Source organism: Halorarius halobius, assembly GCF_024298865.1.
Classification (GTDB): Archaea; Halobacteriota; Halobacteria; order Halobacteriales; family Haloarculaceae; genus Halorarius; species Halorarius halobius.
This window is the reverse complement of the sequence record NZ_CP101161.1, coordinates 478239-489735: the sequence shown is the minus strand read 5'-3', so window position 1 is coordinate 489735 and position 11497 is coordinate 478239. Positions and strand designations below refer to the sequence as shown.

14 protein-coding genes are annotated in these 11497 nt (G+C 70.4%); 4 read left to right on the top strand and 10 right to left on the bottom strand.

Going from position 1 to position 11497, the window contains the following annotated elements; all coding sequences use genetic code 11:
• Nucleotides 1-2 precede the first annotated feature (2 nt).
• Both NL112_RS02520 and NL112_RS02515 read right to left on the bottom strand, forming a co-directional pair.
• Entirely contained in the window at nt 3-353 is a 351-nt protein-coding gene (locus tag NL112_RS02520; RefSeq protein WP_255151057.1) for a nuclear transport factor 2 family protein, read from the bottom strand.
• Nucleotides 354-474: 121 nt separating this feature from the next.
• Entirely contained in the window at nt 475-888 is a 414-nt protein-coding gene (locus tag NL112_RS02515) for a DUF8146 domain-containing protein (protein WP_255151056.1), read from the bottom strand.
• Between the two features lie 104 nt (nt 889-992).
• Here NL112_RS02515 and NL112_RS02510 point away from each other — a divergent pair, with 104 nt between their 5' ends.
• Together NL112_RS02510 and NL112_RS02505 are read left to right on the top strand one after the other, a co-directional pair.
• A complete protein-coding gene (locus NL112_RS02510) occupies nt 993-1862 on the top strand; it encodes a universal stress protein (RefSeq protein WP_255151055.1) in 870 nt (289 codons plus the stop codon).
• Nucleotides 1859-3061 carry an inorganic phosphate transporter gene (locus NL112_RS02505; protein ID WP_255151054.1) on the top strand — a complete coding sequence of 401 codons (1203 nt, stop codon included), beginning with the start codon at nt 1859-1861 and terminating at the stop codon, nt 3059-3061. Before NL112_RS02510 ends, NL112_RS02505 begins: the two co-directional genes overlap by 4 nt.
• Here NL112_RS02505 and NL112_RS02500 read toward each other — a convergent pair.
• The 5 genes from NL112_RS02500 to NL112_RS02480 form a co-directional block, all read right to left on the bottom strand.
• Nucleotides 3058-3486 carry a universal stress protein gene (locus tag NL112_RS02500; protein WP_255151053.1) on the bottom strand — a complete coding sequence of 143 codons (429 nt, stop codon included), beginning with the start codon at nt 3484-3486 and terminating at the stop codon, nt 3058-3060. The genes NL112_RS02505 and NL112_RS02500 overlap by 4 nt on opposite strands.
• A gap of 127 nt (nt 3487-3613) precedes the next feature.
• Nucleotides 3614-4210: an RPA family protein gene (locus NL112_RS02495; RefSeq protein ID WP_255151052.1), complete on the bottom strand. Its 597-nt coding sequence runs from the start codon at nt 4208-4210 to the stop codon at nt 3614-3616.
• A gap of 1 nt (nt 4211) precedes the next feature.
• Entirely contained in the window at nt 4212-5135 is a 924-nt protein-coding gene (locus tag NL112_RS02490; RefSeq protein WP_255151051.1) for a replication factor A, read from the bottom strand.
• 114 nt (nt 5136-5249) lie between these two features.
• On the bottom strand, nt 5250-6089 hold the full coding sequence (locus NL112_RS02485; RefSeq protein WP_255151050.1) for an alpha/beta fold hydrolase: 840 nt from the start codon (nt 6087-6089) through the stop codon (nt 5250-5252).
• 34 nt (nt 6090-6123) lie between these two features.
• On the bottom strand, nt 6124-6690 hold the full coding sequence (locus tag NL112_RS02480; RefSeq protein WP_255151049.1) for a GNAT family N-acetyltransferase: 567 nt from the start codon (nt 6688-6690) through the stop codon (nt 6124-6126).
• A gap of 180 nt (nt 6691-6870) precedes the next feature.
• On the opposite strand from NL112_RS02480, the gene NL112_RS02475 reads away from it, so the two are divergent.
• Both NL112_RS02475 and NL112_RS02470 read left to right on the top strand, forming a co-directional pair.
• Entirely contained in the window at nt 6871-7158 is a 288-nt protein-coding gene (locus tag NL112_RS02475) for a DUF7091 family protein (RefSeq protein WP_255151048.1), read from the top strand.
• A gap of 29 nt (nt 7159-7187) precedes the next feature.
• The gene (locus NL112_RS02470) at nt 7188-8177 is read left to right on the top strand and encodes a mannose-1-phosphate guanylyltransferase (RefSeq protein WP_255151047.1); all 990 of its coding nucleotides are present in this window, start codon (nt 7188-7190) and stop codon (nt 8175-8177) included.
• On the opposite strand, the gene NL112_RS02465 is transcribed toward NL112_RS02470, so the two are convergent.
• The 3 genes from NL112_RS02465 to NL112_RS02455 are packed head-to-tail and all read right to left on the bottom strand — an operon-like array spanning nt 8174 to nt 11438.
• Nucleotides 8174-8959, bottom strand: coding sequence for an SDR family oxidoreductase (locus tag NL112_RS02465; protein WP_255151046.1), 786 nt, complete (start codon nt 8957-8959; stop codon nt 8174-8176). The two genes, NL112_RS02470 and NL112_RS02465, sit on opposite strands and share 4 nt — an antisense overlap.
• Before the next feature lie 44 nt (nt 8960-9003).
• Entirely contained in the window at nt 9004-10248 is a 1245-nt protein-coding gene (locus NL112_RS02460; RefSeq protein ID WP_255151045.1) for a sensor histidine kinase, read from the bottom strand.
• Entirely contained in the window at nt 10248-11438 is a 1191-nt protein-coding gene (locus NL112_RS02455) for an FIST signal transduction protein (protein ID WP_255151044.1), read from the bottom strand. Before NL112_RS02455 ends, NL112_RS02460 begins: the two co-directional genes overlap by 1 nt.
• Nucleotides 11439-11497: the final 59 nt, after the last annotated feature.

The following is an 11497-nucleotide window of genomic DNA, read 5'->3' as shown; positions in this document are numbered from 1 at the left end:
GTTCACTCCTTCGCCGTCGTCTTCGCCGCGAACGTCTGTGTCTCGATGACGCCGTCGCGGACGACGAACGTGTCGACCGCGTACTCGTAGACTGTCTCGGGGGTCTCCCCGTGCCAGACGATGTGGGCCGTCTCGTCGGCGACGGTCCGCTCGTCGACGTCGAGCGAGGCCTCCGTCCCGTCGAACTCCGCGAGCATCCCCTCGAACAGCGTCTCGATGTCGTCGCGACCGCGGTACGTCCCCGTCGGCGTGATGACGACCGACTCCTCGGTGTAGTCGGTCATCAACTCCGGGAGGTCACGGTCGCCGAACGCCGTCAGGTGGTGGTCCAGTACGTCGTCTGTCGTCGTCATCCCTGGAGCGTCGGCCGCGCCGGCCGATAATTATACGCCGCCTGCTGGGCGTGGGAAGCCGTAGTCACGGCTTACGGGTCCGAGAAGACGCCGACCGCAAAAGCGAGCGGGACGGTCCGGGTCAGCCCAGGCGGAAGGAGGGCTCCTCCTCCTCGCCGCCGTCGAGGTCCTCCAGTTGGATGACCTCCTCCTCGTCCTCCTCTTCGAGCCGCTGGGAGAGTTTGGTGACGTACCGCTTGTACTCGTCCAGTTGCTCGCGGAGATGTTCGGCTTCGAGTTCGAGGCGTTCGTGTTCGCGGACGAAGCTCTTCGGGACCTCGACCTTCGGCGGGAACGACTCCACGTCGGACGACTCCGAACTGTTCACCTCGTGTTCGGGGACGACCTTCACCTGACCGTCGTGGGCAACGAGCGTCTCCACGTAGTCGCGGAACACCGCAGAGAGGGAGATGTCGCGCTCCTCCGCGATTTCGCGCAGGGTCTCGAACGCGTCCTCGTTGACCCGGAAGGAGATGGTCTTGTTCTTGTTGCCCATCGTGCTAGGGACGTACGTGCCCCCTCCCTCTTAAGGGTTCGTCAGACATCTGCACGCCGCGTCTGGCACGAACGCTTTTGCCCGGACGGGTCGAACTCCGGTCGATGGAGCCACCGCGGTCCGGCAGTCCGGTGCTCGTGGGGGTAGACGACCTCGACCACGTCCAGCAACTGGTGCGGACGGCCGGCGACCTCGCCCGCCTCGGCGCGGGGACGGTTCGGCTCGTCACCGTCGCCGTCAAGGGGCGGGACTCGCCGTTCAGCGTCCTCAGCGACGAGACCATCGTCCGGGAGTTCGCCGACCCGAGCCACGAACTGCTCGCACGGGCCCGGACGCCCGAGGGCGTCGCCGTCGAACGCGACGTGCTCGTCGCGCGGTCGGCCGCGAGCGGCCTGCTCGCGGCGGTCGAGGAGACCGACCCCGCGGCGCTCGTCGTCGGGTGGCGCGAGCGGTCGGGGGCGGCCGACGCCGTCTTCGGCACCACCGTCGACACGCTCGTCGAGCGAGCGCCCTGTGACCTCTACGTCGAGCGGGTCGGGCGGGAGGCCGACGGCGTCGGCTCCGTCCTGCTGGCCGTCGCGGGCGGCCCGCACGTCGAAACGGCCGCCCGGGTCGCCGCGGCCATCGCGGCCCGCAACGACGCCCGCGTCGTCGTCTACAGCGTGGACGCGGGGGAGGGGGACGCCGAGAGCTTCGTCGCGGCGGGCCGCGAGGCCGTGACCGACGCCGCCGACGTGCCGGCCGAGACGGTCGTGGAGGCGAGCGACGACGTGACCGACGCCGTCGTCGCCGCGGCGGTCGACCACGACGTGGTGGTGCTGTCCGCGACCCGGAAGGGGGCGCTTCGGCGAACGCTCGCGGGGTCGGTGCCGCGCCGGGTCGTCGCCCGCACGGACTCGACGGTCATCATCGCCCGCGACGGCGACGTGGTCGGTGGCCCGCTCCACCGCCTCGGCCGACTCCTCAGACGATGACAGGGCCGCTGTTCTGGGCGCTGGTCGTCGTCGCCACGCTCACCAGCCTCGGCACCGCGTGGGCGCTGGGTGCAAACAGCAACTCGCCGCCCTTCGCGCCGGCCATCGGCGCCAACGCCATCTCGACGATGCGTGCGGCCTTTCTCATCGGCATCCTCGCGGCGCTGGGCGCGCTCACCCAGGGCGGCAGTATCTCCGAGACTGTCGGCTCCGGGCTGGTCGACGGCGTCGCGTTCACGTCGCTGGCCGCCACCGCGGGGCTGTTGACCGCCACGCTGTTCATGGCGTTCGGCGTCTACACCGGCTACCCGGTGCCCGCGGCCTTCGCCACCACCGGCGCGATGGTCGGCGTCGGCCTCTCGCTCGGCGGGGCGCCCGCCGTCGACACCTACCGACGCATCGCGGTGTTCTGGGCGCTCGTCCCTCCCGTCTCCGGGGGGCTGGCGTACCTCACGGCGACGCTTCTGCGCCGCGATGACGTCCCCGAGACGGTCGGGGTGCCCCTCCTGGCGGCCGTCGTGGGAGGTATCGTCGCCAACGTCCGGTTGAGCGTCATCCCCTCGGAGACGGGTGAGCAGGGGTCGGTCGCGGCGTACGTCGCGGACCTCGCCGGAAGCCCCGTCGTCGGAGGGGTCGACCTCACGGTCGTCGCGGTGACCCTGCTCGCCGCGGTTGCGAGTTTTCAGTTCATCCGCCGACGGACGCAGGAGTCGGTCGAGACGGGGGTCAAGACGTTTCTCGTGGCGCTGGGGAGCGTCGTCGCGTTCTCCAGCGGCGGCAGTCAGGTGGGGCTGGCGACCGGACCGCTGGAGAACCTGTACGGGACCGAACTCGGCCTGCCGCCGCTGGTGTTGCTCGGCGTCGGTGCGACGGGCATCCTCGGGGGCGCGTGGATGGGCGCGCCCCGCCTCCTTCAGGCCACCTCCCGCGAGTACGCCCAACTCGGTGTCCGCCGCTCCATCGCCGCGCTCGTGCCGGGGTTCATCATCGCACAGGCCGCCATCGCGCTCGGCATTCCCATCTCCTTCAACAACATCATCATCTCGGGCGTCATCGGTGGGGGACTGGCCGGCGGGTCAGCGGGCGTCTCCCGGCGGAAGGTGGGGGTCACGCTCGGCTTCTGGCTACTCACGCTCGTCACCTCGGTCGGCATCGGGTTCGGTCTCTATCGGCTGTTTGCGGCGGTGTTGGGCGGCTAGCGGACGACCGTGACGGTCACCGGCGCCTCGCTGACGACCGTCGTAGCGACGGTGCCGAGCAGGCGCTCCGCGAGCCCGGGGTCGTCGCCGTGGCCGCCCATCACGACGTGGTCGATGTCGCTCGCCTCGACGTACGCGAGGATGGCGTCGGCGGGGTCGCCCGTCTCGACGGCGGTGTCGACGCTCCGGCCCGTCTCGGCGGCCCGGTCGCGCGCCCGCTCGACGAGCGCGTCGGCCCGCTCGCGGGCGGTCGCCTCGCGCTCGTCGTCGGCCCCGAGCACGCCCCCCTCGCTCATCGGCCGGTCGAGCGGCGTCACGACGTTCAGCACCGTCACCGGGCAGTCGAACGTCTCGAGCGCGTGGACCAGCGCGTCGTCCGAGAGCGGCGACCCGTCCAGCGGGACGAGCACGTGGGTCGGGGCCATACGCCCCCTCGGGCGTCGAGCCACAAGTATGCCCCCGGTCGGGAGTTCCCTCGGCGGCCCGCACCTGCGGCTCGTGGGGACGAAAACAGGGAAAACCGACACCGGGCGTGTGCAACCCGGTGGCGCGTCAGGCCTCGGCTTCGGGTGCGTCGGCGTCGTCTTCGAGCGACTGAAGCGCCTCGAGGACGACGTCGCGGTAGTCGTCGCCGGCCCGCTCGTACTGCTCGCGGGCCATCGCGGCGTACTCGTTGTCGTCGTCGTCGAACGCCTCGATGCGGTCGAGCGTCCGGTCTGCGGTCTCGACGACCCACCGGTCGCGGGTCGTCGCGTCGACGACGCTTATCGACTCGGGACGGACGGAGACGTTGATGTCGCCCTCGTCGGTCTCGTAGGTGCGGGGCTTGCCCACCATCGCCACGTACGCGGGCGGTTCGAGGTCACGGAGCGTGCTCGCGGCCTCGGGCTGGTACTGCCCGGCGTACGTGAAGAACGTGCCAGTCGGGTCGACGATGCGACCCTGCCAGTACTCCGAGTCGTCGCCGATGTCCTCGGTTTCGGTGAGCGTGCCGACGATGAACACGCGGTTGGCGCGTTCGCCGGTCGGCAACAGCGCGTAGACGGGCGCGCGCTCGTCGTCGCTCTCCTTGAACGTGTAGCCGGCGTCGTTGAACTCGCGGGCGAACGACCGCCGGGCGACCTCTCGGGTTGGGACGTTGTCGGCCATCTCAGATCGACCTCGCGCGGATGAGGGTTGCCTCGGCATCCGGCGCACCGAGCGTCTCCATCTCGTTGACGAGGACGTACCGGCCGAGCGTCGGCCCGGTGACCCGGTAGTAGCGACCGAGGACGCCCTCGGCCATCTCGTCGGCCACGACCGTCGTGTCTAAGGCGTCCATCGCCATCTCCTTGGCCTCGTCGAGCGAGATGCCGGTCAGCCGTTCGGTGGCGTCCTGGTCGAAGATGACCTCGTGGACGGCGTCGCCGTCGTCGAGGACGCCCTTGATGCGGAGGTCGAACTCGCCCTCGCCCTCGCCGTGTTCCGAACAGCGGCCGTTCTGGAGGACGCGCGTACAGCCCTCCTCGGGACACCGCTTGATGAGGCCGCTACCGGACTGGATGTCCACCAGGGCCCCCTCGACGGTGGTGCTGTCGTCGCCGACCTCTATCTCCTCGTCGAGTTCGGTGATGGTCGTCGTCTTGTTCAGTTTCACCGAGTAGGTGCCCTCGTACTCGTCGGTCACGACGTTGCCGAGCGCGTACGACTGGCCCTCCTCGAGTTTCGGGAGTTCGCTGGTCTTGAACGAGACGAACTTGATGGTACCCGACTCGTCGCCGAGCAGGCCGACCTGCGAGATGCTCTCGGAGCGGGGCTCCCACAGGTCCGCGACGGTCACGCGGAGGTCGACCCACTGTTCGTCCTGGTCGACCTCGCCGACCAGCACCGTGTCGTTCGACCCGCCGCCGAGTTCGTCGCGCTCCATGCCGGCCTCCTCGAGGTAGTTCGAGACGACCGAGCGGCGCGCCTCCTCGACCGGGACGCGGTACTCGTTGACGAGCGTGTTCAGACGGTCTTCGACGTCCTCGACGGTGATGTCGAGCTCGTCGGAGAACTGTTCGTGTATCTCCTGGGCGTGCTGTTGCACGTTCATCGGTGGTCACGCCTCCGCTCTGTTTTCAGTGGGAGGCGTACGACGGTTGGCGCTCTATCGTATTTAAAGCTATCCGACCACGGTGAAAGTGAAAAATCGGACGGATGCGGGCGGCTACGACAGGAAATTGCGGATGGGCTCGGTCTGCTCGGGGACGTTCAGGGCGGGCGCGTGGCCGCAGTCGACGGTGACCGTCTCCATGTCGGGTTTGCGTTCCTGCATCCGCTCGAACGTCTCCGTGGCGAGGATGTCCGACTCCGCTCCGCGCACGACCATCACCGGCTGGTCGATGGCGTCGAACAGCGCCCACTGGTCGGTGTCGGTGTCCGCCGCCAGCAGGGGTTCGACGATGCGGGTGTCGTAGTTCGGGGTGAACTGTCCGTCGTCGGTGCGCCGGGCGGAGGTGCGCGCGAGATTGCGCCACTCGGCGTCGGTCATCGGCGAGAACGTGTCGTACACGTCCCGGAAGTACGCCTCCAGGTCGGAGAACCGGTCGAACGTCGGCGGGTCGGTGAGGTACTCGACGATGCGGTCGATACCCTCGTCGGCCGCGTCGTCGTCGGCCGGGTCGGGGCCCACGTCCACGAGGACGAGGTTATTCACGCGGTCGGAGAGGGGGCCGGGGACGAGCCCGATGCCGAGTTGGCCGCCCATCGAGAGGCCGAGGTAGTTCGCGGCCTCCAGTTCCAGCGCCTCGAAGAACGCGACGACGACGGCGCCGAGCGACTCGGGGTCGTACATCTCTGGGTCCCACTCGCTCTCGCCGCGGCCGGGCATGTCGGGACACAGCACCCGGAACTCGTCGGACAGCGCCTCGGCCAGCGGGTCGAAATCGCGGCCGGTCCGCGAGAGCCCGTGGACGCACACGAGCGGCGTCGCGTCGGGGTCGCCCCACTCGGTGTAGTGTATCTCGGTGTCGACGAGCGTGACGTAGCGGTGGGTCGGCGATGGCATTCTCCGGTACTATCCGGGGAACTGCCTTAGGTTTTCACTCGAGGACGGCGTCGACCCCGGCCCACTCGGAGTCGAGCAGGCCGTACCGCTCGCGGTCGACGTAGCCGCCGTCGCGGTAGATGTCGTCGCGGCTGGTGCCCTCGTGGACGAACCCCAGCCGTTCGACCAGCGCGCGGGAGGCGTCGTTGCCGGCGTCGACGTACGCCGCGACGCGATGAAGCCGCAGGTCCGCGAACCCGTACGCCAGCAGGTGCGCACAGGCCTCGGTCGCGTAGCCGTTCCCCCACGCCGTCGGGTGGAGCCACGCGCCGAGGTTCGCCCACCCGCGGCTGTCGACGACGGGTGCGAGTTGGGCCGAGCCGACAGCCTCGCCGGCGTGTTCGCCCTCCTTCGGAACGACGAGGAGGCTCGCGCTGTCCTCGTCCGCCTCGTACTGCTCGTAGAGGTCGTCGTACTCGGCGGCGGTCGTCGGCGTGCGGAACTGGTCGACGTGGCGACGGACGTCGGGGTGGTTGTGACCCTCGCGGAGGAACTCCTTGTCCTCCTCCTCGGGCGTTCGCAGTTCGAGTCGGTCGGTGTCGATGAACAGGTGTCCTGGCATGAGTGTACGAAAGCTGTCGCTTGACGGTGCGGGACGTGACGGCACCCCGACGGAAGCGCCGTCAGGAGGAGAGAACGGGCATCTCATCGGGGTGTCGACCCGGGTCTCGAAAAGCGTTCGGGTGGTGTGAGAGCGACTCACGGCCGACGGATTGTAGTGGTCCGGACCCCACGTCCGGGTATGAGCAACCGCCGGCGTCTCGCCGCGCTCGTCCGGCAGAAACTCCGGTCGGCCGGCCGTCAGTACGCCGAGGCCCGCGAGGAGTACGAGCGTGGGAAGGCCGGGCGGTTCGACCTCCCGGTCGACGAGGCGGGGGACGCTCGCATCGTCTGTCGGCGCCACGCCGAGAAGCGCACGGTAGCCGTCGACGGGCAGGGTCGTCCCGAGTGTTTCGAGGCCGGCCACCCCGACTGCGAGGGCTGTGCCGAGGACGTCCGCGAGGGCACCGTCGAGACGTGGCACCCCTGATTTATCGGCCACGGTGACGACGGTCGAGTATGCCCACCACCGTCGCCGTCGTCCTCGCCGGGGGGCGGGGGACCCGCCTGTACCCCGCAAGCACCGACGATACGCCCAAGCAGTTCCGTGCGTTCGGCGGCGACCGCTCGCTGTTGTCCCGGGCGGTCGAGCGCGCCCGCGCCGTCGCCGACGAGACGTACGTGCTGACGCGGCCGGCGTACGCCGACAGAATCCACGAGCACGCGCCCGGCGTCGCCGTCCTCACGGAACCCGAACCGAAGGACACCGGGCCCGCACTCGTCTACGCGGCCCACCGGATTCGCGAGCAGGTCACGGACCCGGTCCTGCTGTGTCTCCCGAGCGACCACCACGTCGGCGACGGCTACCGGGAGACGTTCGCCCGCGCCTGCGAGGTGGCCCGCGAGACGGGGGGGCTGGTCACGCTCGGCGTCGAACCGACGCGTACGGCCACCGAGTACGGCTACATCAAGCCCGGCGAGGACCGCGGCGGCTACCACCCGGTCGAGGCGTTCAAGGAGAAACCCGACCCCGGCGGGGCGGCCCGCTACCGCGAGCACGGCTATCTCTGGAACGCGGGGGTGTTCGCGTGGACGCCCGACGCGCTCCTCGATGCGGCCCGTGCGGGCGAACTCGGGGCGTTCGTCGACGCGCTCGGTGCCGACCCCGAGGGCGCGTTCGCGGCCGTCGACCCCGTCAGCGTCGACTACGCGGTGATGGAGGAAGCGGAGAACGCCTACGTCGTCCCCGCCGCGTTCGACTGGGACGATTTGGGGTCGTGGGACGCGCTCGAACGGATGCTCGACCCCGACGCGTCCGGCACCGTCTCGCTGGGCGAGACGCTCGCCGTCGACACGGAGGACTGCGTGCTCGCGGCGGGCGACGGCCAGCACGTCGCCGCGGTCGGCGTGAACGACCTCGTGGTCGCCACCTACGACGGCCGGACGCTCGTCGCTCCGAAACGCGAGGCCCAGCGCGTCCGCGAGGTGGTCGCCGCGCTCGACGATTAGGCCGAGCGGGTGCTCCCGCCGTCGACCGGCACGGCCGCGCCGGTGACGTAGGAAGCGGCGTCGGAGGCCAGCCACGCCACCGTCGCGCCGAGTTCCGCGGGGTCGCCCACCCGTTCGAGCGGGATGCCCTCGGACCACGAACCGAGACCGGCCTCGTAGTCGTCGAACTCGCCGCGTTCGACGCTCTGCTCGACCAGCTCCTCGATGCGTGAGGTCTCGTGGGCACCCGGCAGGACGGCGTTGACCCGGACCTCCGGGGCGAACTCGCGGGCCTGCGTCTTCATCAGGCCGATGACCGCCCGCCGCACCGAGTTCGACAGCACCAGGTCGTCGATGACCTCCTTCACCGAGCGGGAGGTGATGTTCGTGACCGTGCCGCCACCCTGTTCGAGATGCGGGTGGGCCGCACGGGTCGTCCAGACGACGCTCATCACCAGCAGGTCGTAGGCCGTGTACCAGTCGCGGTCCGCCGTGTCGAGGAACGGGCCCGACGGGGGGCCGCCAGCACTCGTCACGACGTGGTCGAGGCCGCCGAACGAATCGACCGTCGCGTCGACGAACGACTCCACGTCGGCCTTGTCGGTGATGTCGGCCTCCATCGCCAGCACGTCGCCGTCGCCGGTCGCTTCCAACCGGTCGCGCGCGTCGTCGACGTGGTCGGGCGTCGTGCCACACACCGCGACGTGACAGCCCTCGCGGGCGAGCGCCTCCGCGGAGGCCAGTCCGAGCCCCGAGGAGCCGGCGGTCACCAGTGCCGCGTCGTCGTCGAGTCCGAGGTCCATACGCGGTCGTGTGGCCGGCGGCCCAAATAGCTGACCGCTCCGGGTCAGGCCCGCTCGACGCCGGTGAACTCGAAGCGGGCGCCGTCGGCCTCGCTCTCGGTGACGGCGACCGACCAGCCGTGTGCTTGCGCGATCTCCTTGACGATGAACAGCCCCAGTCCGGTGCCCTCCTCGTTGGAGGTGTGGCCGGCATCCAGCACCGCGTCGCGCTCGTCGGCCGGGATGCCGACGCCGTCGTCGGCGACGAACAGGCAGTCGCCGTCGAGGCCGACGCGGACCGCGAGCGGCCGTCCGGCGTCGTCCGCCGGGCGGCCGTGCTCGATGGCGTTCCGGAACAGGTTCTCGAACAGCGCGAGCAGACGGCTCCGGTCGGACTGCACGGTCGCGTCCGGTACCGAGAGGTCGGCTGCGGGCGTCTCGACGTGCTCCCACGCCTCGCGGGCGGCGGGAGCCAGGTCGACAGGCTCGGGCTCGCTGATGGTCTGGCCGAGCCGCGCGAGCGTCAGCATGTCGTCGATGATGGCGCCCATCCGCTCGTGCGCCTCGGCTATCTCCTCGGCGTGTGGCACGTCGGCGTTCGACCGGGCCAGCTCGAAGTAGCCCTCCGCGATGTTCAGCGGGTTCCGCAGGTCGTGGCTGACGATGGAGGCGAACGCCTCCAGATGCTCGTTTCGCCGCCGAAGTTCCGCCTCGCGGCGCTTCTGCTCGGTGATGTCGGTGTAGACGAAGTAGGCGACGGAGACGCCGTCCGGCTCGACGAGCCCGACGCCCCGGAGCCGGTAGGCCCGGTCGTCGTCCCGCACCTCGATGTCGATGTCCTCGCCGGCGCGCACCTGCGAGAGGACGTCTGTCCACTGGTCGGCGTCGCCGGGCGGCACGTCCAGCCCGGTGACTGGCTCGCCCACGACCCGGGCCGGGTCGACGTCGAACGCCCGCGTGAACTTCTCGTTGACGCGCCTGACGACCGGCTTCCCGTCGAAGCCGAGTTCGACGACGGCGTCGGTCGTCCGCTCGAACAGCGAGGTGGCCGTCGTGTCGGTCCCCTCCAGCCGACGCAGGCGGATGCGGTTGCGGAGCGTGTTCGCCACGAGCGACAGCGACTGGTCGTGCTCGTCGGCGATGACCCGGCAGATGGTCTCCGCGTCGCCGTGGCCGTACTCGGCGTCGGCCTGCAGACCGACCTGCTCGGCGGCGGCCGCCACCACCTCCTCGGCCCGCTGGTAGCCCACCGTCTCGCTGATGCCGGCGACCAGTTCGTCGTACCCCACGCGGTCCTCTGTCAGTTGCATCACTCGGGGAGCAGCATGATGACCGTCGTGGTGTTGTGGTAGCCGCTCAACTGGCCCCGCTCCATCGCCATCTCGCCGTACGTCTCGAACCCGATGAAGGGGACGCCGAGTTCGTCGTCGATGGCGTCGACGGCCTCGGCGAAGCGGTCGCCGAGCGACGTGGAGCGACAGATGCAGTCGAACACGAGCGCGCCGGCCACGTCGGTGTCGCCGGCCAACTCGGCGGCCGACCGGGCGGCCTCGCGGGCCGACGCCACCTGCTCGTCGGTCGAACTCGCGGCGACGCGTAGCACCGTCCCTTCCGGAATCGAGCAGGTGAACTCGATGGGGCCGTCCGCCCGCGTCGTCGGCCCCGGCCAGCGTATCTTCAGCCCGGTCCCCGTCTCGAGACCGAACACGTAGTTGGTCAGCGCCGCCGCGAACGCGTCGGTGCCCGGGTCGAGGTTCTCGACGTGGCAGTCCATCTCCTCGCGGACCCGCCCGGCGACGTGTTCCTTCCAGACTTCGAAGGCGGGCCGGCCGTCGAGTTCGTGGACCGTGTTCCCCTCCGCACGGGTGACCGTCAGCGGCGGCGAGATGGGTTCGTGGCCGTGCTCGACGCTGATGACCGGCGGCGATGTCGACGCGAACTGGCCTAGGGCGACGGCGTCCTCGGCGACGGTGTCGTCGCGGAACACGCAGGTCCGCTCCATGTTCAGGTCGTCGCCCGCGGAGCCGCCGGCGAACCGCACGTTCTGCCCGAGCGCGTTGAGACACGTCAGCGACAGCTCCTCGCCTTTCCCCGCGAGCCCGTCGTGGAGGTTCACGACCGACCGGTGAGGGTAGTCGGGCACCTGCGTCGGGAGCGACCCCGCCGCCTCGCGGACGGCCGCCGTCTCGTCGTCGCGGAGGCCGGTGCCGAGTCCGGTGAAGAACCGGTGGCCCCCGCCCCCGCCCACGGCGACCGCGACGCTCCCGTCCGCGACCCGCCGGTCGGTGAACTCGCCGGCCGACGAACAGCCGACGAGCGGTGCCTCGCCCGTCTCCTCGCGCACGCCCTCGACGACGGTCTCGTAGTCGTAGCGGCTCGAACAGAAGACGACGCTGTACGCGGGGTCGCCGTCGACCCCCGACAGCGCGGCCCGCGTCGCCCGCCGGGCGACCGCCGCCCCGTCGTCCCCCCGGTCGAGCCCCGTCCCGAACTGTGCCATCGGTTCACACGGTCGGAACTCACGCTCAAGAATCTACCCCTCGAAACGAGCCCGGAAAC

Bases quoted from the DNA above. Each gene is read 5' to 3' on its own strand.
- NL112_RS02520 (WP_255151057.1), bottom strand. From the start codon at position 353: ATGACGACGACAGACGACGTACTGGACCACCACCTGACGGCGTTCGGC.
- NL112_RS02515 (WP_255151056.1), bottom strand. From the start codon at position 888: ATGGGCAACAAGAACAAGACCATCTCCTTCCGGGTCAACGAGGACGCG.
- NL112_RS02510 (WP_255151055.1), top strand. From the start codon at position 993: ATGGAGCCACCGCGGTCCGGCAGTCCGGTGCTCGTGGGGGTAGACGAC.
- NL112_RS02505 (WP_255151054.1), top strand. From the start codon at position 1,859: ATGACAGGGCCGCTGTTCTGGGCGCTGGTCGTCGTCGCCACGCTCACC.
- NL112_RS02500 (WP_255151053.1), bottom strand. From the start codon at position 3,486: ATGGCCCCGACCCACGTGCTCGTCCCGCTGGACGGGTCGCCGCTCTCG.
- NL112_RS02495 (WP_255151052.1), bottom strand. From the start codon at position 4,210: ATGGCCGACAACGTCCCAACCCGAGAGGTCGCCCGGCGGTCGTTCGCC.
- NL112_RS02490 (WP_255151051.1), bottom strand. From the start codon at position 5,135: ATGAACGTGCAACAGCACGCCCAGGAGATACACGAACAGTTCTCCGAC.
- NL112_RS02485 (WP_255151050.1), bottom strand. From the start codon at position 6,089: ATGCCATCGCCGACCCACCGCTACGTCACGCTCGTCGACACCGAGATA.
- NL112_RS02480 (WP_255151049.1), bottom strand. From the start codon at position 6,690: ATGCCAGGACACCTGTTCATCGACACCGACCGACTCGAACTGCGAACG.
- NL112_RS02475 (WP_255151048.1), top strand. From the start codon at position 6,871: ATGAGCAACCGCCGGCGTCTCGCCGCGCTCGTCCGGCAGAAACTCCGG.
- NL112_RS02470 (WP_255151047.1), top strand. From the start codon at position 7,188: ATGCCCACCACCGTCGCCGTCGTCCTCGCCGGGGGGCGGGGGACCCGC.
- NL112_RS02465 (WP_255151046.1), bottom strand. From the start codon at position 8,959: ATGGACCTCGGACTCGACGACGACGCGGCACTGGTGACCGCCGGCTCC.
- NL112_RS02460 (WP_255151045.1), bottom strand. From the start codon at position 10,248: ATGCAACTGACAGAGGACCGCGTGGGGTACGACGAACTGGTCGCCGGC.
- NL112_RS02455 (WP_255151044.1), bottom strand. From the start codon at position 11,438: ATGGCACAGTTCGGGACGGGGCTCGACCGGGGGGACGACGGGGCGGCG.